The organism is Paraburkholderia sp. D15 (assembly GCF_029910215.1).
Lineage (GTDB): Bacteria > Pseudomonadota > Gammaproteobacteria > Burkholderiales > Burkholderiaceae > Paraburkholderia.
The window spans coordinates 1,138,862-1,159,853 of the sequence record NZ_CP110396.1 but is presented as its reverse complement, the minus strand read 5'-3'; the positions used below and the strand labels follow the sequence as shown (position 1 = coordinate 1,159,853).

The window sequence follows — 20,992 nt, the reverse complement described above, 5'->3', positions numbered from 1 at the left end:
ACCCGTTATAGGGTCAAGCGAACAAGTGCATGTGGTGGATGCCTTGGCGATCACAGGCGATGAAGGACGCGGTAGCCTGCGAAAAGCGGTGGGGAGCTGGCAAACGAGCTTTGATCCACCGATATCCGAATGGGGAAACCCACTCCTTATGGAGTATCCGTAGCTGAATACATAGGCTACGCGAAGCGAACGCGGTGAACTGAAACATCTAAGTAACCGCAGGAAAAGAAATCAACCGAGATTCCCAGAGTAGTGGCGAGCGAAATGGGACCAGCCTGTACTCTTTATCTTCATTGTTAGTCGAACGCTCTGGAAAGTGCGGCCATAGCAGGTGATAGCCCTGTAGACGAAAACAGCGAGGAAGAACTAGGTGTACGGAAAGTAGGGCGGGACACGTGAAATCCTGTCTGAAGATGGGGGGACCATCCTCCAAGGCTAAATACTCGTGATCGACCGATAGTGAACCAGTACCGTGAGGGAAAGGCGAAAAGAACCCCGGGAGGGGAGTGAAATAGATCCTGAAACCGCATGCATACAAACAGTCGGAGCCTCGTAAGGGGTGACGGCGTACCTTTTGTATAATGGGTCAGCGACTTACATTCAGTGGCAAGCTTAACCGATTAGGGCAGGCGTAGCGAAAGCGAGTCCGAACAGGGCGATTCAGTCGCTGGGTGTAGACCCGAAACCAGGTGATCTATCCATGGCCAGGATGAAGGTGCGGTAACACGTACTGGAGGTCCGAACCCACTAACGTTGAAAAGTTAGGGGATGAGCTGTGGATAGGGGTGAAAGGCTAAACAAACCTGGAAATAGCTGGTTCTCTCCGAAAACTATTTAGGTAGTGCCTCGTGTATCACCTTCGGGGGTAGAGCACTGTCATGGTTGTGGGGTCCATTGCGGATTACTACGCCATAGCAAACTCCGAATACCGAAGAGTGCAATCACGGGAGACAGACATCGGGTGCTAACGTCCGGTGTCAAGAGGGAAACAACCCAGACCGCCAGCTAAGGTCCCCAAATATGGCTAAGTGGGAAACGAAGTGGGAAGGCTAAAACAGTCAGGAGGTTGGCTTAGAAGCAGCCATCCTTTAAAGAAAGCGTAATAGCTCACTGATCGAGTCGTCCTGCGCGGAAGATGTAACGGGGCTAAGCCATATACCGAAGCTGCGGATGCACATTTATGTGCATGGTAGGAGAGCGTTCCGTAAGCCTGCGAAGGTGCATTGAAAAGTGCGCTGGAGGTATCGGAAGTGCGAATGCTGACATGAGTAGCGATAAAGGGGGTGAAAGGCCCCCTCGCCGTAAGCCCAAGGTTTCCTACGCAACGTTCATCGGCGTAGGGTGAGTCGGCCCCTAAGGCGAGGCAGAAATGCGTAGCTGATGGGAAGCAGGTTAATATTCCTGCACCATTGTTAGATGCGATGGGGGGACGGATCGCGGAAGGTTGTCCGGGTGTTGGAAGTCCCGGTCCTTGCATTGGAGAAGGCGCTTTGGCAAATCCGGGCGCGGAATTCAAGGGTGCGAGGCCAGTGATCTAGGTCACGAAGCAATCGGAAGTGGTTCCAGGAAAAGCCTCTAAGCTTCAGTCTAACAAGACCGTACCGCAAACCGACACAGGTGGGCGAGATGAGTATTCTAAGGCGCTTGAGAGAACTCGGGAGAAGGAACTCGGCAAATTGGTACCGTAACTTCGGGATAAGGTACGCCCCTGTAGCTTGATGCGCCTGCGCGCAGAGGGTGAAGGGGTTGCAATAAACTGGTGGCTGCGACTGTTTAATAAAAACACAGCACTCTGCAAACACGAAAGTGGACGTATAGGGTGTGACGCCTGCCCGGTGCCGGAAGATTAAATGATGGGGTGCAAGCTCTTGATTGAAGTCCCGGTAAACGGCGGCCGTAACTATAACGGTCCTAAGGTAGCGAAATTCCTTGTCGGGTAAGTTCCGACCTGCACGAATGGCGTAACGATGGCCACACTGTCTCCTCCCGAGACTCAGCGAAGTTGAAGTGTTTGTGATGATGCAATCTCCCCGCGGCTAGACGGAAAGACCCCATGAACCTTTACTGTAGCTTTGCATTGGACTTTGAACCGGTCTGTGTAGGATAGGTGGGAGGCTTTGAAGCTGGAACGCTAGTTTCAGTGGAGCCGACCTTGAAATACCACCCTGGCTTGTTTGAGGTTCTAACCTTGGTCCGTAATCCGGATCGGGGACAGTGCATGGTAGGCAGTTTGACTGGGGCGGTCTCCTCCCAAAGTGTAACGGAGGAGTACGAAGGTACGCTAGGTACGGTCGGAAATCGTGCTGATAGTGCAATGGCATAAGCGTGCTTAACTGCGAGACCGACAAGTCGAGCAGGTGCGAAAGCAGGTCATAGTGATCCGGTGGTTCTGTATGGAAGGGCCATCGCTCAACGGATAAAAGGTACTCTGGGGATAACAGGCTGATACCGCCCAAGAGTTCATATCGACGGCGGTGTTTGGCACCTCGATGTCGGCTCATCTCATCCTGGGGCTGTAGCCGGTCCCAAGGGTATGGCTGTTCGCCATTTAAAGAGGTACGTGAGCTGGGTTTAAAACGTCGTGAGACAGTTTGGTCCCTATCTGCCGTGGGCGCTGGATATTTGAAGGGGGCTGCTCCTAGTACGAGAGGACCGGAGTGGACGAACCTCTGGTGTACCGGTTGTCACGCCAGTGGCATCGCCGGGTAGCTATGTTCGGAAGAGATAACCGCTGAAAGCATCTAAGCGGGAAACTCGCCTTAAGATGAGATATCCCCGGGGCTTCGAGCCCCTTGAAGGGTCGTTCAAGACCAGGACGTTGATAGGTCAGGTGTGTAAGCGCAGTAATGTGCTCAGCTAACTGATACTAATTGCCCGTAAGGCTTGATCCTATAACAGGTGTGTGTCGGCAGCCGTTAGTGCTTCAGCACTTATGGATGCCCCACCCTGCGCTACGCGCAGGGTCTTATGCAGACCACACACAGGTTGAGATCAGTGTTGTGCCAGATAAAACAACACAACCCCCGCCACTGATGTCACATCATCAGAAACTACTTCTTCCGGATTGGTCGTGATGCCCCAAAAGGCGCCACGGCAACAAGTCATGCCTGATGACCATAGCGAGTCGGTACCACCCCTTCCCATCCCGAACAGGACCGTGAAACGACTCCACGCCGATGATAGTGCGGATTGCCCGTGTGAAAGTAGGTAATCGTCAGGCTCCCCAGCAGCACACTGCAGCAAACAGAAACCCCACCTACAACGGTGGGGTTTCTGCGTTTACGCGCCTGAAAATATGGCCCGGGAACGTGGCCAGAACCTACCCGTCCTTACCCGGCGACGTCAGCGACCCCGCCAGTTCCCCCGCCTTCAACGAACCCATCAACGACATCAGCGTATTGAACGCATTGCCGCCGCCTTCGCCGCCCAGCTGGATCTGCGGCACCAGCGGCACACGCGATACCTCGAACGCCTCGGCTAAACCGAAACTCGGTGGAAGGAGAATTGCTGCCTATTTCTTCCACGATCAGGCTTCTAACTCCGTTCTTACGCTCGCTTTCGCGTCGGTGCCTGGTACGTCATTCCCGCCGTAAAACGATCCAGCCGTTCGCTGGCATCGGTAATCGCCCATAGCGGTGCGCGGTGCAGTTGCTCGTCGTAGTTCGTGGCGATGGCGGCGAAAAGCGCGACTCCCGCTGCGTCGAGCTTCCATTCGTTGGTAGTTCGACCGGTATCGAATACCGCTGCTACCATCCGCTCGGCCACGCCGAGTTGCTCGCCGGTCGCTGAGCCAAAGCCCGCTTCGGCGAGGAAACCGGCCAATAGCATGGTCTGCGTGAGGGTTTGAGCGTCAGTCATGCTGCCCGCGCCGCGGCGAAGCGCGTCGAGCGACAGATGCACTCGCAGCGCTAATTCGTCGGCGGTTTGGCGAGCAATCGGCAACAGCATGGCCTTGGCATGTCGCGCACGCGCAGCGCCAGTGTGGCGGGAGAAAGGGATCGGTTGTGCCATGAGGGTCCAATGTTGTGCCTGTGCAGACGCAATAACGGCGCGAGCGGCAAAAGGTTGAGTCTCACGGTGACATATAGCTGCTGGGTCGGAAAAGACGCCGGCCAGTGGCCGTTTTCGCTTCGCACGCCAGTTTTTTGTTATCTGAGCACCTTTCAGGACACTCGATTCAGTCTTTCGGCAATCGACCGCTACGTCTGGGCGGTGGCGACCGAAGCATGTTGGTCGTGCACGCAGCGATGCGATGCTGCCGGTACCTCACCCACTGGCTACTGTTGCTGTCAGACGGGCTACCACTCCGCTTTTCAAGGTGTTTGTTACGTGCGCACCAGCGGCAGACGCCGGCGTTCTCCGCCATAGAACGCACGTTGATCATGAGGCCAAGAACGAAATCGGCTCACAAGCCGGTTGCGGCGCGTACCTTACAAAAACGCATCTATCTTGGGCGATCACTCCGACCGCTGACCGCTGACCGCTGACCGCTGACCGCCAACCGCCAACAGCCAACAGCCAACCGCGAACGGCCCACCGCCCGCCGCCCAGCACGCAGAACACACAACATCACCCCTCTCCACCCTCATCCGTCGACGTCACGCTACGCGCCCGCACGCGTCGCCGGATCTCCGAATCCAGGATCAGCCTTCCGCGGAGTTTCCCCTTCATCCGCTTAACATAGCGCGGCGCCTCGGTCATATGAACCACCATCAGCTCCCGCACCTTTTCCACATCACGCTCGCGTGCAGCCTTGGTAATGGCCTTATGGATCTTCACGTTTGCCGCGCCGAAGCGTTCATGTTCCGATTGCGGTGTGTCGTTCCGAAACTCGATCAGTTGCCGGATCATCTCGTTGATCAACTCGCAACTGAAGCGCAGAAATGGATTCGGATTCGCGGCCGCCAGGATGTCGTGAAAGTTCACATCCTCCTGCCGCTGCCGCACGATGTCCTGTCCGCCATGCGACGACGCCGGTCGATCGCAGCACGCAATGCTGGCCTCAAGTGCTTCAAAATCCTGCTCCGTCAGATGCGGCACCGCGCCCGCCGCAAGCTCGGGCTCGAGCAGTTTGCGCACGGTGTAGATATCGTCGATGGACACGTCTTTAAAGAACAAGTAGTTCTGCAGCAATTGCAAGGTTCGGTCCAGCGGCACCTCCACGACCATGCCGCCGCCGCTCGGTCCGGTGCTCACCTTGATGAGTCCCTGCACCTCGAGCGATTTCAACGCCTCGCGGATCGTACTCTTGCTCACCGAGAAGAGTTGCTGCAACTCCACTTCCCGCGGTAGCCGGTCGCCCGGCTTCAGATCCTTCTCCGTAATCAGCCGCTTGATTTCCTCGGCGACCAGATCGCCGCGCTTCTGCTGCTTGATCTCAATCGCGGCGCCCGCTTTGGCGCGATCCATGGCCATGTTCGATGCTCCCAGTTTGTCCTGTGCGATCTTCGATCAGACCGTTGGCCTGATGACGGCCCCAAAGGCCACGTCGACGCCGCCAGGAATTTTGCCTTATTGACACCCGAATTTATTGTACCTACGATCAAGTCCAACCTATTTATCATGATAAATAGAACAAAGCCGATGGGATAGCAGAACCTTGATGGCGGCCAGCAACCTCAAGCAATCGCTCGCGCGATTTACGCAATCCGCGCAGTTTCGTAGTCGGTCAGTGTGTGTCTCTTCCTGAGGAGCGTCATTTTGAATCGCCGAAATATGTTAAAGCTGGCCGCGCTGTCGGCCGTTCCGGGGACGTTGAGCGCGCTGGCAGCGCGAAGCGCTTTCGCGCAAGCGAGTACTTTGCAGTTTGCGTGTCCGGTGCCGATGTCCGGGCCCTTCGCGGCCAACGGAAAATACGCCGATCTCGGTATGAAGCTTGCCATCGAGCAATACGGAAAAGTACTCGGTCAGCCGCTCGCCTACACGGTGCTTGACACCGAAGGCAAGCCCGCGACGGCAGTGCGTCGCGTGCAGGAGATCGCACAGCAAAAAAATGCCCGCTTCTTCGCCGGCGGTATTTTGTCATCCGAATCATTGGCGATGGGTAAGGAAGTGCAGAAAGCCGGCGGCATTTTTATCACGACTGCCGGCGCGGACGAAATCACCGGCAAAGACTGCAATGACGCGACGTTTCGCTGGTCGGTGCCGACCTATGGCGCGATCGAACAGACAGTACGTCCATTGATCCAGATGATGCCGAAGGCCAAACGCTGGTACACGATCACGCCGCAGTACGTGTTCGGAGACGGTCTGTTGTCGGCCGCGAAGTCGATCTTCAAGGAGAAAGGGATCGAGCACGTGGGCAATAGTTATCACTCGCTGAACGAGAAGGAATTCAGCGGATATCTAACGAATGCGGTGGCCGCCAAGCCCGACGTATTGCTGATTCTCAACTTCGGCTCGCAGTCGTCCGATACGCTTCGCCAGGCGGTGAGTTTTGGTTTGAAGAACAATTGCACGATTCTGATGGCGTGGGCATCTGGTCTCGAGCAATTCGAATCGCTGGGTGCGGATCTGTGCGACGGTGTGTATTTCGGCGCGCAGTACTGGCACGGCATCGATTCACCGCTCAATCGAGATCTTGTCAAACGCTCGAATGCCGCATTCAAGGCGAACCCGAACTACAGCCTCGCGGGTTCCTATATCTGCACGAAAATCCTGCTCGACGGCATCGTGAAAGCGGGCAACGTCGACCCGAAAAAGGTCGTGGCCGCACTGGAAGGCATGAAATACGATGGTTTGACCGGCCCGGAGGAAATTCGCAAGGGCGACCACCAGGTGCTGAAGAACTACTATCTGTTGAAGGGCAAGGCGAAGAACAAGATGAAAAACGCCGACGACTACGCGGATATCGTGAGTTCCGGGCAGTCGTTCCTCTCGCTCGATCAAACCGGTTGCAAGATGGCTTGATACACCGTCGTGGTCACGGTGCCGCCACGCGCCGCACCGTTGTGCCTGCAACGACTGAACACCGCGGTCGCGCTCGTCATGAACGCACACCGGTCTCTCCCCATTCTCTAGACGAACGCCATGAACGTTTATCTTTTGCAGATCGTCAACGGCATCGGAGTGGGAATGCTGTACTTCCTGCTCGCGGTCGGCTTGTCGATCGTGTTCGGTCTGCTGCGTTTCGTGAATTTCGCGCACGGCGCGTTCTATTTACTCGGCGCGTACTTCTGCTATCAGGCGATGCAATGGTCGATGAGTTTCTGGACCGCGCTGGTGGTCGTGCCGATCGTCGTGGGCGCGCTGGCGTGGGTCGTCGAGAAACTGATCCTGCGTCATGTTTACGCGCAGCAGCACGAGTTCCATATTCTCGTCACCGTCGGCCTCGCGCTCGTCGTGCAGGAGTGCGCGATTCTGGTCTGGGGGCCGCTCGGCGATAACGTAGCGGTTCCGGACGTGCTGAACGGCGTGGTGATCTGGGGGAGTTTCGTGTACCCGAAGTACCGGCTATTCGTGATTGGCTTTACCGCGGTACTGGCGGCATTGCTGTGGTGGGTGCTGGAAGGCACACGGCTCGGTAGCGCGGTGCGGGCGGGCAGCGAATCGACCGAGATGGTGTCGCTGCTCGGTATCAACGTTCTGCGCGTATTCAGTCTCGTGTTTGCGCTGGGTGCGGCAACGGCCGCCTTGGCAGGGGTACTTGCCGCGCCGATTCGCGGCGTCGATCCATTCATGGGTATCGAGGCGTTGAGTGTCGCGTTCGTGGTGGTCGTGGTCGGCGGAATGGGCAATTTTCTGGGGGCGCTCGTCGGCGGATTGCTGGTCGGCATCGTGCAAAGCGTAATGAGCACGCTGTGGCCGGAGGGCGCGCGGTTGATGATCTATGTCGCGATGGCGGCGGTCCTGTTGCTGCGTCCAAACGGGTTGTTGGGGAGGGCGGCATGATCGATACCTCTAAACCGGTTGTGTCGAAGGCATCGACGTCGTCTGAGCCGGCGGCGAATGGCGTGCTGCACCGCTACCGCTTTCTATTGCTGGCGCTGCTCGTGGTGTGCGTCTTGCCGTTGACGCTGCGCTCGGGTTCGCTGGCCACCGAGGTGCTGGTATTCGCACTCGCGGCACTCGGCTGCAATCTTTTGCTGGGCCACACCGGCTTGCTGTCGTTCGGTCAGGGTATCTTCTTCGGGCTCGGCAGCTATTGCGCCGGTCTCGTTTTGACTAAAACGTCGTTGCCGGTACCGGTCGCATTGCTCGCTTCAGTCGCGATCGGCGCAGCGGCCGCAGCCGTGGTCGGCTGGTTTTCGATTCGACAGCGCGGTACGTACTTTGTGATGCTGACGCTCGCGTTCGGACAACTGTTCTATTTTCTCGCGTACACGACGCCTGATTTGACTGGCGGCGACAACGGCTTGCTGGACATTCCGCGTCCACCGCTCGGGCTCTTCGGGCATGCGTTGCTGTCGCTGGCATCGCCGTGGCAGTACTACGGTTTTGTCGCGGTGCTGTTTCTCGTCGTGTTCTGGTTGCTACTGCGTGTATCGCATTCGGTATTCGGCCGGACGCTACTGGCGATTCGCGACAACGAAGCACGTGCGGCTGCCGTCGGGTATGACGTCAAACGCTTCAAGCTGATGGCGTTCGTGATCTCCGGCGCGGTTACGGGTCTGGCGGGCGCACTGCATGCGCTGATGACCGGTATCGCGCCGCTCTCGAACATCGACTATCACACGAGCGAAATGATCCTCGTGATGACCGTGATCGGCGGAACGGGCAATCTGTTCGCGTCCGTATTGGGTGCCGCGTTCTATGTGCTATTCGCCGACTGGCTTTCGACGCTATGGCCGCGCTGGCTGCTGCTGCTCGGCATCGTACTGATCGCGGTTAGCCTGTTCATGCAGCGCGGCTTGTGGGGATTGGGCGAGCGAATCTGTCGATCGTTGCGGCGAGATGATCAAAACGATCAGAACCGCAGCGACAGGAACGACGATGCCAGTGGAGAGCCCGTATGACCGAAGCCATTCTCAAGGCGAACGGCGTGGTGAAGCGCTATGGCAAATTCACCGCGCTATCGGACGTCAATCTGAACATCCAGCCGCGCACGGTGCACTCGGTCATCGGACCGAACGGCGCGGGGAAAACGACGCTGTTTCACGTACTGACCGGAACACTGCCGATTACCGAAGGCAGGATCGTGTTCGATGGTCACGACGTGACACGCGAGCCGGATCACAAGCGGGTGCGTCGCGGCATCGCGCGGTCGTTCCAGGTGACATCGCTCTTCGCCAATCTAAGCGTGCGCGAGAATTTGCGCCTTGCCGCACAAGGTGTCGACGCGGTGCGCGCGCTGAACGCATGGACGCCGCCGCTCGGCGCGCTTACGCATGCGGATACCGTCGATAGCGTGCTCGAACGGCTCGCGTTACAGCGCTTCAGCGCGACCTTGGCGGGTGCGCTCTCGCACGGCCAGCAACGGCGGCTCGAAGTGGGCATGGCGCTCGCCGCGCGGCCCAAGGCGATCTTTCTCGACGAGCCGACATCCGGCATGGGCATCGACGATCTCGACGACATGAAGCAGTTGATTCGCGGCCTGCGCGACGATTACACGGTCGTGCTGATCGAGCACAACATGGGCATCGTGATGGATATCTCCGACACGATCACGGTGATGCAGCAAGGGCGTGTACTCGTGGAAGGCCGTCCCGATCAGATTCGCGGCGACGAGCGCGTGCGCAGCGCCTATCTCGGCAACATGATCACGGGAGGCCGGGCGTGATTCTCGACATGCGGGACATCCATGGCTTTTATGGCAAGAGCCACATTCTGCAAGGCGTGAGTCTGCAGATCGGCGATGGCGAAACGGTCACGCTATTAGGCCGCAACGGCGCGGGCAAGTCGACCACGCTCAAGGCCATTGCCGGCGTGGTTAAACCGGAACGCGGCGAGTTGACCTTCAACGGCTCGAAGATCGATGGCATGGCACCGCACAAGATTGCGTCGCGCGGTGTGTGCCTCGTGCCTGAGCATCGCGGCATTTTCCGTTTGCTCACTGTTGAAGAGAACCTCAAGCTCGGCGCGCGCAAGGATTCGCCGTGGCAGCTCGACGATATCTACCGCATCTTTCCACGCTTGAAGGAGCGGCGTACGAACGGAGGCGCGCAACTGTCCGGCGGTGAACAGCAGATGCTCGCCATCGGCCGTGCGCTAATGAATCATCCGCGGCTTCTGATGCTCGACGAACCCGTGGAAGGTCTCGCGCCGGTGATCGTCGAGGAGATCGTCGCTCAGCTCAAACTGATTCGCGAAGCCGGCGTCGCGATTCTGCTGGTCGAGCAGAACCTCGAAGTCTGTACGCAGCTCGCGGATCGCCACTACATCATCGAGCAGGGTGTGATCGTTTATTCGGGCGACAACGCGTCGTTCGCGGCGGACGAGTCGATCAAGGATCGCTATCTCGGCGTCGGCGTTGTCTGACGCGCGTCCCGTCTTCAACACGAGGAAGCATTGATGCAAGTTCAGGAATCGAAAACCGTTGTGGCATCCACCCATCTGCGGGTCGACGGCGCGCGCCTCTGGAACAGTCTCATGCAGCTTGCGCAACTCGGCGCGACCGATAAAGGCGGGGTATGCCGGCTGGCGCTGACTGACCTGGATCGTCAGGCTCGCGATCTGTTCATCGCGTGGGCGAAGGAGATCGGCTGTAGCGTGCGGGTCGACGCGATCGGCAATATCTTCGCGCGGCGCGCTGGATTGCGCGACGATCTGCCGCCGGTGATGACCGGCAGCCATATCGACACGCAACCGACCGGCGGCAAGTTCGACGGCAATTACGGCGTACTGGCCGGGCTCGAAGTTCTGCGCACGCTCGCCGATGCGGGCGTGAGGACCGAAGCGCCGCTGGAAGTCGCGGTGTGGACCAACGAGGAAGGCTCCCGCTTTGTTCCCGTGATGATGGGCTCAGGCGTTTTTGCCGGTGCGTTTACGTTGGAACACGCGCTCGAACAACGCGACCGTGAAGGGATTTCCGTGCGCGATGCGCTGACCGCGATCGGCTACGCGGGCGAAAGCGAATCGCCGCACGCGGTCGGCGCTTACTTCGAGGCACACATCGAACAAGGGCCGGTTCTGGAAGCGCATGACAAAACCATCGGCATTGTGCAGGGCGCGCTGGGGCAGCGTTGGTACGACGTGATCGTGCACGGGATGGAGGCACACGCGGGCCCGACGCCGATGGACTTGCGCCGCGACGCGCTGCTGGTCGCCGCGGATCTGATTCATGCGGTCAATCGCATCGCGCTCGATCACGCGCCGCACGGACGCGGTACGGTCGGATGGTTGAACGTGCACCCGAATTCGCGCAACGTGATTCCGGGGCGCGTGACCCTGACGGTCGATCTGCGTGCGGCCGACGACGCCACGCTCACCGCCATGGACGAAGCACTGCGCGCCGCCTGTTCGCAGGCGAGTGCGCAAGCCGGCATCACGGTCGATGTCGAGCCGGTCGTGTACTTTCCGCCGCAACCGTTCGCCGCTGACCTGGTTGCGGCCGTCAAGCAAGGCGCGGACAGCCTGGGATTTTCGTCGATGGACGTGATCAGCGGCGCGGGCCACGACGCCGTTTATCTCGCACGCGTCGCGCCCGCCGCGATGATCTTCGTGCCGTGCAAGGACGGCATCAGCCACAACGAGATCGAAGATGCGCGCGCGGATCATCTGGAAGCGGGATGCAACGTGCTCCTGCAAGCGATGCTGAACGCCGCGCGGCGAACGGAGCGCGACACGAGGCCGGACAGCGAAACGCAATCCACGTCACGGAGCGTACGCGCATGAAAATCCTGATCGCGCGAATGAACCACGAGACCAACACGTTCTCGCCGGTAGCGACGCCGCTAAGCGCGTTCGGCCGCAAGGGTCCCAGCTACGGGCAGGATGCGTTCGACGACAACAAGGGCATGCAGACGGCAATGGCCGCATTCATCGATGCCGCCGAACGCGAGCAGGCCGAGATCGTCACGCCGGTGTCCGCGTCGGCGAATCCGAGCGGACCGGTGGAGGCTGCCGCGTACGACGCGATCGCCGATGCGATCGTTGCGGCTGCAACCGGATGCGACGCCGTGATGCTCGACCTGCACGGTGCGATGGTCGCGGAGAACTCGAACGACGGCGAGGGCGATCTGCTCGAACGCGTGCGCGCCGCGCTGCCGCACGCGCCGATCGCGGTTGCGCTCGACCTGCACGGCAACGTCACGCAAAAAATGATCGACAACGCGGACGTGATCGTCAGTTTCAAAACCTATCCGCATGTGGATATGTACGAAACCGGCGCGCACGCTGCGCGGCTGATGTTCGCCATGATTCACGGCGAAGCGAAACCGGTGATCGCCTGGCGACAGCCGCCTCTGCTCACGCACACGCTGCGCAGCGCGACGGCGGAAGGTGCGATGCGACGCGCGGTGGAGGCCGCGCGCGCGGCCGAGGCCGATGGTCTGCTTGCCGTTTCGGTGTTGTCGGGCTTCTCGCTGGCCGACATCGCCGCGCCTTGCATCAGCGTGGTGGTTGTCGGCAACGGCGATCTCAAGCAGGCGGAAGCAGCGGCCGAGCGTATCGCGCGACAAATCTGGGCGGAACGCGAGGACTTCGTCTATCGCAGTGCGCCGCTCGCGGACTCGGTCGCGCAAGCGGCAGCGCTCGGACTCGCGCATGGCGCGGACAAACCGGTCCTGCTGCTCGACCACGGCGACAACTGCATGTCCGGCGGCACGTGCGACACCATGGATCTGCTGGAAGAAGCGCTGAAGCAGAAGCTCGAAGGCATCGTCAGCGGGCCGTTGTGCGATCCGCAGGCCGTCGCGGCGCTGATGGCGGCCGGTGTCGGCAGCACGGTGACGGTGAGCGTCGGCAACAAGATCGCGGGTAGCGCGGTGACGCCGCGACCACCGGTCTCCGTCACGGGCGTGGTGCGTGCGCTGACCGATGGCGAATACGTGATCAGCGGGCCGACGTATACGGGACAGCGCGCGTTCATGGGACGTGCCGCCGTACTCGATACCGGGACCGTGAAGCTCGTGCTGACCGAACGCACGCACGAACCCTGGGATCTCGGCGTGTTCGAGAGTGTCGGTATCGATCCGCGCCGCGCGCGTTTTCTTCTGCTGAAGTCGCGTATGTACTGCCGGCCGGTTTTCGTGCCGATCGGCGCGGCGCTGGTGGAATGCGATAGCCGCGGCGTGACGAGCTCGGACTATGGGCTGTTCGCGTTCGAGCGCGTGACACGCCCCGTTTATCCGCTGGATAGCGGCACCGAATGGCCGCTCGCCAACTGATCGCGCTCACAGGTTGTCGATATCGCGAGGTCAGGGCTTGTGCTTCGCGTGAGGAGTCTCTATAATTCGCGCCTCTAAAGGCTCGTAGCTCAGTTGGTTAGAGCACCACCTTGACATGGTGGGGGTCGTTGGTTCGAATCCAATCGAGCCTACCAACGCATCAGTGACGTAGACGAAAGCGGTTCCGCTTTCGTCTACTGTCCTGTCAATATATGGCATCGGCGTTTGCTTTTACACGCCATGTTCTTCGTAGTCACTCCCTCCGTTTCATTTCCAAAGCTTTGGCATTCGAGTATTCGAACTTGCCGCGCATTGCGTCGTCTATTGCCAATGCGCGGTACAGTTAAGCCTTTCCGAATCGCCACGCGCATTGCGGCTATCGCTGTCATTACCGGTCTTCTCTATCACCACGGTCGCCACTGAAAGAACTGCCGCGCGCGTCACACAGCGCCGGCAGCTTTAACAAGGAAGCTGACGCAATGAAGAAGCTGATCAACGACGTCTCCTCGGTCGTCCCCGACATGCTCGATGGACTCGCCGCGCTCAATCCCCATCTCTCGCTGCTGCAAGGCGGCACGATCGTCGTGCGGGCCGATGCCGAGTCCGCTGCCGCGCGTGGCGAGGTCGCATTGATCTCCGGCGGCGGCTCGGGTCACGAGCCCGCGCATGGCGGTTATGTCGGCACCGGCATGCTGAGCGCGGCAGTGGCGGGCGAAGTCTTCACCTCGCCTTCCACCGACGCCGTGCTCGACGCGATTCGCGCGGTCGCCGGCCCGGCGGGCGTGTTGCTGATCGTGAAGAACTACACGGGCGACCGCTTCAACTTCGGTCTTGCCGCCGAGATCGCGCGAGCCGAAGGCATCCCCACCGAGATGGTGATCGTGGCCGACGACGTCGCGTTGACGGCAAGCGGCGATCACGCCGGACGTCGTGGGCTCGCGGGCACGGTATGGGTCCACAAGATCGCGGGCGCGGCGGCCGCGGCGGGTCAGCCACTCGCGGAGGTCGCGCGGATCGCTCGCGAGGTGGCGGCGGCGCTCGGCACGATGGGCGTTGCGCTGACGCCGTGCACGGTGCCGGCGGCCGGCAAGCCGGGCTTCGAACTCGCTGACGACGAGATCGAATGGGGACTCGGCATTCATGGCGAGCCTGGCGTGGAGCGCGGTGCAATGGCATCGGCGGAAACGATCGTCGGCAGGTTGCTGGCGAAGATCGTCGACGATCTGTCGTTGCAGTCCGGCGAGCGCGTGGTCCTGCTGGTGAACAACCTGGGCGGTACGCCGTCGAGCGAGTTGAATGTCGTCGCGGGTTCGGCACTGCGTTATCTGAGCGGAAAGGGTATCGAGGTCGAGCGCGCGTGGGCCGGGACGTTTCTCAGCGCGCTGGAGATGGCGGGCGTGTCGCTGTCGCTGTTGCGTGTGGACGATGAACGCTTGCGATGGCTCGATGCCGCGTCTCACACCAGCGCATGGCCAGCGTTGAGCGGCCGCGTGGCGCCGGTTTCCGTGCGGCCCGCGCCCGTCAGGCCGGAGAGTTCGAGCGGTCCGACGCTCGCGCGCGAAGCGCCGTTGCGCCGCGCGATCGAGGCTGTTTGCGCGTGCCTGTTGCAAGCGGAGCCCACCTTGACGGAGATGGATCAACGCGTCGGCGATGGCGATCTCGGCATCAGCCTCGCACGCGGCGCACACGCGATACTCGACGAGATCGACACGTATCCGTCGGCATCGACACCCGATGCGGTGTTGCGCCGCATGTCGGCGACCTTGCGACGCGTGATCGGCGGCACATCAGGGCCGCTTTACGCGGTGATGCTGGTGCGCGCGGCCGTCGCGCTTGAACAGGCGCGCGCTATCGAGGCAACGGATTGGGCCGCGGCATTCGGCGCGGGGGTGGCGGGATTGATGGAGCTTGGCGGGGCGCAACCTGGCGACCGCACGATGGTCGACGCGTTGAAGCCTGCCGCGGATGCTTTGCAGCTGGCGCTGTCGAGTTCAAGCGAGATAGGCGGGGCGTTGAAGGCGGCGGTCGATGCCGCTGTGGAGGGCGCGGCGCGAACCGCGTCGATGCATCCTCGCAGGGGGCGTTCCAGCTATGTCGGCGATCGTGCACTCGGTCATGTGGACCCCGGCGCGCATGCCGTGGCGCTGTGGCTCGCGGCGATTGCGGTGGCGCTCAAGGAATGACAAAAAGTGGGGGCGCGCGTTGCGTTACGCGTGCACCGTGACGCTGCAAACGCGCAGCCGGTATCAAGGACGCAGCAGATCGAATCCGGCCAGTGCAACGACACCGCTGACGACGATCAGTGCGACCGAATGTTGTCCGAAGTAAAGCAGGCCCGCGGCGGACCAGTTTGCCAAAGCGAAGGCGGCGATACGTTTCATGCTTAAAACCCTGAAGCAGCGGCGAGCGCTTAGCTCGCCGCGTCGAAAGAATCAAATTATCGCATGGGCTGCCGATCCCGGCTGGCGAGCGAAAAAGGGCCTGTTTTAAGGGGCGAAACAGGTTCACATCATGTTTTAAGTTAGCTCACCTCTTCGAAAACATCGCGCAGCCACTGCGCGAACACTCTGACCCGCGACGAAAGCTGCCGGTTGTGCGGATAGAGCACCGATACAGGCATGGGCGGCGGCGGGAACTCGCCGAGCACGATCTTCAACGTGCCGGCGGCCAGTTCGCCCGCCACCCGGTAACGCGGCGCCTGCACCATGCCGAGCCCGGCAATGGCGGCGCCCGCATAGAGGTCCGCGCCGGTAACGGAGACGAGAGACGGAAGTTGCATCTCGATCACTTCGCCGTCTACCGTGAATTCGAGTGGCAATGCACGTCCAGAACTGCTCGAAATGTAATTGACCGCGCGATGATGTTCGAGTGCGTCCAGCGTGTCCGGCTCGCCGAATTGCGCGAGATACGCGGGACTCGCCACCGTGACCTGTTCCAGCGATGCGACGCGCCGTCCGACCATCGACGAATCCTGCAGCGTGCCCGCTCGCAGCACGCAGTCGATACCCTCGCGCACGAGGTCGACTAACCGGTCGTCTTCGCCGATATGAAGCTCGATGCCGGGATACCGCGCGACGAAGTCCGGCAACGTAGGGACGATAAAGTACTTGGCGAGCGTTCCCTGAACATTCACGCGCAACAGTCCCTTTGGCGCGACGTTGTGAAACGAACCCTCGGCCTCTTCCATGTCGGCGACGAGGCGTACGCAGCGCCGGTAAAACGCTTCGCCGTCGTGCGTCAGGCGCACCGTGCGCGTAGTGCGTTCCAGTAAGCGAGCCCCAAGCCGTTCTTCCATCCGTTTCATCAGATTAGTGACGGTGGCGCGAGGAATCTGCAGATCGTCGGCAGCACGCGTGAAGCTGCCGCGCTCGGCGATCCGGATGAACACCTGCATCTCCTGGAAACGGTCCATGTCCGCGAACTCCGAGGCTATTGTTAAAGCAAATGGAATGATGATACCAATTCGGTGCCAATTATCTTTGCGGCGATAGCGGCGATGATTCGTTTCATCCACTCACCTTTGCATCATCGACCGACAAGGAGCAGCACATCATGACGATCGCCAAAAACAGTCAGGTAGCCATCGTGACCGGCGCATCGCGCGGTATCGGCGCGGAACTCGCACGGCGTCTCGCGGCCGACGGGTTTGCCGTCGCCGTCAATTACGCGTCCAGTTCGCGGGAAGCCGAGACGTTGGTCGCCGAACTCGCGGCGCAAGGGGCGAAGGCGATTGCGGTCAAGGCCAATGTCGCCGTTGCCGGCGAAGTCCGCGCGATGTTCGAGACTGTCGAGCAGCAACTCGGCAAGATCGACGTGCTGGTGAACAATGCGGGCGTGCTGAAGACCATGCCGCTCGCCGATACGCCGGACGCGCTGTACGACCAGACTTTCGACATCAACGTACGGGGTACTTTCAACACGCTGCGCGAAGCCGCCGCGCGAATGAACGAAGGCGGCCGCATCGTCAATTTTTCGAGCACCACGCTTGCCTTGAACATGCCCGGCTATGCGATCTACAACGCGACCAAGGGCGCTGTCGAAGCCTTCACGCATGTGTTCGCGAAGGAATTGCGCGGTCGACGTATTACCGTGAACGCAGTGGCGCCGGGGCCGGTCGCGACGTCGTTGTTCTTCGAAGGCAAGACGGATGAGCAGATCAAGACGTTCGCGAACATGCCGCCGCTGCAACGGCTTGGTCAGCCGGAAGATATTGCCGCGGTGGTGTCGTTTCTGGTTAGTGAAAGCGCGGCGTGGGTGAATGGTCAGGTTCTGCGTGCGAATGGCGGGTTGGCTTGATGCACGGAAAAGGATGTTGATCGTTAAAGCGTGCGTTATTTCAATGTCTTGTGAAATAGCGTATCCGCGCGATTAACGGACAATCAATCCGGAAAGGCGCAGCCAGTCGATCAACGCATCGATATCCAATTGATCGGTCGCAAAGCCGATCACCCCGTCGGGGCGCACGACAAACAGGGCGCGTGCGCCCGGCTCCCACGCCGTATTTGCATGACCCAGCGTATCCACGAAGGTCGGAATATCGCTCGTATTCGTGCCTGTTTCGTTGAGCGATAGAGACGGCGAAAATCCGGCCGGCTGCACGACGATCGCATGCACCGTGTCGCCCGCTGCAGCGAGCGCGGCGTCGAGTATTGGTTTCCAACCCTCGCCGAATGCCAGCAGCGTTGCGTGCGGGCCGCGGAAAATGTCGAACAGTCGCAGCGTTGTCGAATGCTGTCCATTCAGCAATCCAGGCGCGTCGGGTGCGCGGTCGCCCGCGCGCACGCTACCGGGCGCGGTGCGCATTTCGCGCGACAAAGGCGATTCGCGGTAGTGAATATCAAGCTGTGAGGTATTTTCGTTGCGTGCGACCAGACCTTCGGTCTTCGACGAAGCCACGGTGTCGGCGAGCCGCGTCGACAAACCCAGCACATGACGGGCGACCGGCAATCGTTCGGCTTCGTAGGTATCGAGCAATGTACTGTCGGCGCCGGACTGAACGGCCGCGAGTTTCCAGCCGAGATTGAAAGCGTCCTGTATGCCGGTATTCATGCCTTGACCGCCTGCCGGCGTGTGCACGTGAGCCGCATCGCCGGCCACCAGAATGCGGCCCGCGCGATAGCGATCGACGAGGCGAACATTGGCACGCCATAGCGAGGTCCACGTCGGCGCGGACAACCGGATATCAGTGCGGCCAGTGTCGCGTTCGACCATCTGCTGGAAAACTTCCAGCGTCGGCGAGTCCGGTCCTTTCGGGCCGATGGCGATCTGCAACTGGAAGGCGTCCGTGCCCGGCAGCGGCGCCATCGCGAGAAAACCGCCGGCGGCCGGACGCCAGATGTGCCAGTGCTGACGGTCCACGCCCTCCACGTGTAGATCGCCTACCAGCATGCGCATGTCCTCACGCGTTTCGCCGAGGAAATTCAGCCCCGCTACACGACGCACGGTGCTGCGTCCGCCGTCGCAACCGACCAGCCACGCGGCCTCGATCTGCCCGGTGTCGCCGTTGCGCTCGATCGTGGCCCGCACGCCGTTGGCATCTGCCTGCGCGTCGACCAGTGTTGTGCCGTAACTCACACGAGCGCCGAGCGACGCGAGGCGATTGCGCAGCGCAGCCTCGGTGCGCCATTGCGGAATCAGGATCGACACCGGGTACGGCACGTCCGGCCGCTTCTCCGGCACGGCGCGCGGGATGTCGCGGAAGCCGCCGTCGTCGGTGTACTGACGGTATGGCAGATCGCCGCTGCCCGCATTCACGATCTCGCCGGCAATACCGAGGCGATCGAATACTTCGAGCGAGCGCGGCTGCACACCCTTCGCGCGTGAGCCGGAAAAGGGGCCTTCAGCGGCGTCGATGAGCTGGAAAGGCACGCCGCGCACGGCGAGTTCGCAAGCGAGCGTCAACCCGGTGGGGCCGGCGCCGACAATCAGAATGTCCGGCATCGATGTCATGTTCCGTGCAGATCGTGGGACGTAGGCGGATAGGTCGTGACGTGAGCGCTATCGAGTGCGAGCTTATTGTCGATGATCTCGACGGTTCAGTCGAATGGTCGTTTTTTCGCGTCGTGTCGGAATTCGTTAGATGGATGTCGCTTGGCCGAAAATCCGCGCCGCGCTTTTTGCCGTAGATGCGGGAGTCGACATTGCCGATTGCGGTCCCATGCTCATGCTCAAAAAAATCACCATTCGCGGCGGTTTGGCCGCGACGATCTCGGGCTACACGCTGCTGTTGATGCTGGTGGTGGCCGCGGCCATCGCGGGTCTCTACGGCAGCAATGCGGCGCTGCGCGAAATGTATCGCGACGACACGGCGTCGCTATTGCACCTTAAAACGAGTTCGGAGCGCCTGCTGTTGCTGCGTGGCGGCCTGGGCGAAGTCGAGCAACTGGTGAGCGCGGGCAAACCCGCCGGCAAGGAAATCGCGAGGCTGCACGCGCTTCTGAACGAGAGCAATGGCGAACTGGACGCATACCGAAGTCTGCACGACATGGATGAGACGGAGAAGCCGTTATTCGACGCGCTGCAAGCCAAACGGGGCGAGTTACTCAAACAGGTATTCCAGCTCGCGCTGAAGCAACTCGACGAGGAGAACCTCGTCGATTTTCTCAGCACCCAGCGCGAAGCATCGGCACCGTTATTCGCCGATTATCAGAGCGCACTCACCGCGCTTGAGAACTACCAGGTGCAACGCCAGAAGGGGCGTTTCGATAGCGCGGACGCACGCTTTCACCTGATGCTCTGGGCGCTCGTGGCCGCCGGCGTATTGGCGCTCGGCATCGGCGTGCTTGCACAACGCGCGCTGGCCGGCGCGATCGTGCAGCCTGTTCGCCTCGCGGTGGAGTACTTTGGCCGTATTGCAGCCGGCGATCTGACCAGCACGGTGGACGTGCAGCGAGACAACGAAATGGGCTATCTACTCGACGCGCTTCGGGGCATGCAGCACAGTCTGGTGCAGACGGTCCAGAAAGTGCGTGGCAGTACCGAGGCGATCGTTCACGATGCTCGTGCGATCGCCAGCGGCAGCGCCGCGCTTTCCACGCGCACCGAACAGCAGGCCGAATCGCTGCAGCAAGCCGCAGCGAGCGTCGAGCAATTGACGGCTACGGTCAGACAGAATGCCGACAATGCGCGCAGTGCGAGCGAGCTGGCCATCGGTGCGTCCGGTATCGCGTCGCGCGGCGGGCTGGTGGTCGGCGAAGTCATCGCAACGATGGATGCAATCTCGACCAGTTCGGGCGAGATCGTCGGCATCGTCGGCGTGATCGAAGGTATTGCGTTTCAGACCAACATTCTCGCGCTGAACGCGGCAGTCGAGGCGGCGCGGGCGGGCGAGCAGGGGCGGGGATTTGCGGTGGTTGCCGCCGAAGTGCGCAATCTGGCGCAGCGGTCGGCGTCGGCGGCGAAAGAAATCAAGGAGCTGATCGGCGACTCGACGCGCAAGGTCAGGGACGGCAGCGCGCTGGTCGCGCGTGCGGGCGCGACGATGGATGAAGTCGTGCAGGCCGTCGGCCGCGTGACGGCCATCATGTCCGAGATCAGTCTCGCGTCGAGCGAGCAGACCGTGGGCATCGAGCTGGTGAACAACACCGTCATTCAGATGGAAGAAATGACGCAGCAGAATTCGGCGCTCGTGCAAGAAGCGTCGGCGGCTGCGGCCTCGCTCGAACAGCAGAGCCGGCAACTCGACGAGGCGGTGGCGGTGTTCCGATTGAAGCAGACGTAACGGCGGG

16 protein-coding genes, 1 tRNA gene and 2 rRNA genes are annotated in these 20,992 nt (G+C 60.8%); 13 read left to right on the top strand and 6 right to left on the bottom strand.

Features of this window, described 5'->3' with window-relative positions; all coding sequences use genetic code 11:
* Positions 1-11 precede the first annotated feature (11 nt).
* Positions 12-2,891: ribosomal RNA gene (locus LFL96_RS25020) — 23S ribosomal RNA — on the top strand.
* Positions 2,892-3,106: 215 nt separating this feature from the next.
* Positions 3,107-3,220 (top strand): 5S ribosomal RNA (gene rrf / locus LFL96_RS25015).
* A 99-nt stretch (positions 3,221-3,319) separates the two neighbouring features.
* On the opposite strand, the gene LFL96_RS25010 is transcribed toward rrf, so the two are convergent.
* The 3 genes from LFL96_RS25010 to LFL96_RS25000 all read right to left on the bottom strand — a co-directional run bounded on the left by LFL96_RS25010 (position 3,320) and on the right by LFL96_RS25000 (position 5,415).
* Entirely contained in the window at positions 3,320-3,454 is a 135-nt protein-coding gene (locus LFL96_RS25010; protein ID WP_281003378.1) for a hypothetical protein, read from the bottom strand.
* 92 nt (positions 3,455-3,546) lie between these two features.
* Positions 3,547-4,011, bottom strand: a complete 465-nt coding sequence (locus tag LFL96_RS25005) for a hypothetical protein (RefSeq protein ID WP_281003377.1) — start codon at positions 4,009-4,011, stop codon at positions 3,547-3,549.
* A 558-nt stretch (positions 4,012-4,569) separates the two neighbouring features.
* The gene (locus LFL96_RS25000) at positions 4,570-5,415 is read right to left on the bottom strand and encodes an FCD domain-containing protein (RefSeq protein ID WP_281003376.1); all 846 of its coding nucleotides are present in this window, start codon (positions 5,413-5,415) and stop codon (positions 4,570-4,572) included.
* A 285-nt stretch (positions 5,416-5,700) separates the two neighbouring features.
* Between LFL96_RS25000 and LFL96_RS24995 the strand changes: the two genes are divergently transcribed.
* From LFL96_RS24995 to dhaK, 9 genes are all read left to right on the top strand, one after another.
* The gene (locus LFL96_RS24995; RefSeq protein ID WP_281003375.1) at positions 5,701-6,909 is read left to right on the top strand and encodes an ABC transporter substrate-binding protein; all 1,209 of its coding nucleotides are present in this window, start codon (positions 5,701-5,703) and stop codon (positions 6,907-6,909) included.
* Between the two features lie 120 nt (positions 6,910-7,029).
* Positions 7,030-7,890, top strand: a complete 861-nt coding sequence (locus LFL96_RS24990) for a branched-chain amino acid ABC transporter permease (RefSeq protein WP_281003374.1) — start codon at positions 7,030-7,032, stop codon at positions 7,888-7,890.
* Complete coding sequence (locus LFL96_RS24985) at positions 7,887-8,954, top strand: branched-chain amino acid ABC transporter permease (RefSeq protein WP_281003373.1); 1,068 nt, start codon at positions 7,887-7,889, stop codon at positions 8,952-8,954. Before LFL96_RS24990 ends, LFL96_RS24985 begins: the two co-directional genes overlap by 4 nt.
* Complete coding sequence (locus LFL96_RS24980) at positions 8,951-9,718, top strand: ABC transporter ATP-binding protein (protein WP_281003372.1); 768 nt, start codon at positions 8,951-8,953, stop codon at positions 9,716-9,718. Before LFL96_RS24985 ends, LFL96_RS24980 begins: the two co-directional genes overlap by 4 nt.
* Positions 9,715-10,416 carry an ABC transporter ATP-binding protein gene (locus LFL96_RS24975; protein WP_281003371.1) on the top strand — a complete coding sequence of 234 codons (702 nt, stop codon included), beginning with the start codon at positions 9,715-9,717 and terminating at the stop codon, positions 10,414-10,416. The genes LFL96_RS24980 and LFL96_RS24975 overlap by 4 nt, the downstream gene beginning before the upstream one ends.
* A gap of 33 nt (positions 10,417-10,449) precedes the next feature.
* Positions 10,450-11,772 (top strand): Zn-dependent hydrolase, encoded by a 1,323-nt coding sequence (locus LFL96_RS24970; protein WP_281003370.1) that lies wholly within the window; start codon positions 10,450-10,452, stop codon positions 11,770-11,772.
* On the top strand, positions 11,769-13,265 hold the full coding sequence (locus LFL96_RS24965) for a M81 family metallopeptidase (RefSeq protein ID WP_281003369.1): 1,497 nt from the start codon (positions 11,769-11,771) through the stop codon (positions 13,263-13,265). The genes LFL96_RS24970 and LFL96_RS24965 overlap by 4 nt, the downstream gene beginning before the upstream one ends.
* Before the next feature lie 78 nt (positions 13,266-13,343).
* Positions 13,344-13,420: transfer RNA gene (locus LFL96_RS24960), tRNA-Val, on the top strand.
* Positions 13,421-13,744: 324 nt separating this feature from the next.
* A complete protein-coding gene (gene dhaK, locus LFL96_RS24955) occupies positions 13,745-15,448 on the top strand; it encodes a dihydroxyacetone kinase subunit DhaK (protein WP_281003368.1) in 1,704 nt (567 codons plus the stop codon).
* Positions 15,449-15,511: 63 nt separating this feature from the next.
* Here the strand turns inward: dhaK and LFL96_RS24950 are convergent, their stop codons facing one another.
* Together LFL96_RS24950 and LFL96_RS24945 are read right to left on the bottom strand one after the other, a co-directional pair.
* Positions 15,512-15,646 (bottom strand): hypothetical protein, encoded by a 135-nt coding sequence (locus LFL96_RS24950; RefSeq protein ID WP_281003367.1) that lies wholly within the window; start codon positions 15,644-15,646, stop codon positions 15,512-15,514.
* Positions 15,647-15,786: 140 nt separating this feature from the next.
* Positions 15,787-16,677 (bottom strand): LysR family transcriptional regulator, encoded by an 891-nt coding sequence (locus LFL96_RS24945; RefSeq protein WP_281003366.1) that lies wholly within the window; start codon positions 16,675-16,677, stop codon positions 15,787-15,789.
* 140 nt (positions 16,678-16,817) lie between these two features.
* Between LFL96_RS24945 and LFL96_RS24940 the strand changes: the two genes are divergently transcribed.
* A complete protein-coding gene (locus LFL96_RS24940; RefSeq protein ID WP_281003365.1) occupies positions 16,818-17,561 on the top strand; it encodes an SDR family oxidoreductase in 744 nt (247 codons plus the stop codon).
* A gap of 72 nt (positions 17,562-17,633) precedes the next feature.
* Here the strand turns inward: LFL96_RS24940 and LFL96_RS24935 are convergent, their stop codons facing one another.
* On the bottom strand, positions 17,634-19,205 hold the full coding sequence (locus tag LFL96_RS24935; RefSeq protein ID WP_281003364.1) for an FAD-dependent monooxygenase: 1,572 nt from the start codon (positions 19,203-19,205) through the stop codon (positions 17,634-17,636).
* A 223-nt stretch (positions 19,206-19,428) separates the two neighbouring features.
* Here LFL96_RS24935 and LFL96_RS24930 point away from each other — a divergent pair, with 223 nt between their 5' ends.
* Positions 19,429-20,985: a methyl-accepting chemotaxis protein gene (locus LFL96_RS24930; RefSeq protein ID WP_281003858.1), complete on the top strand. Its 1,557-nt coding sequence runs from the start codon at positions 19,429-19,431 to the stop codon at positions 20,983-20,985.
* The last annotated feature ends 7 nt before the right edge of the window (positions 20,986-20,992 follow it).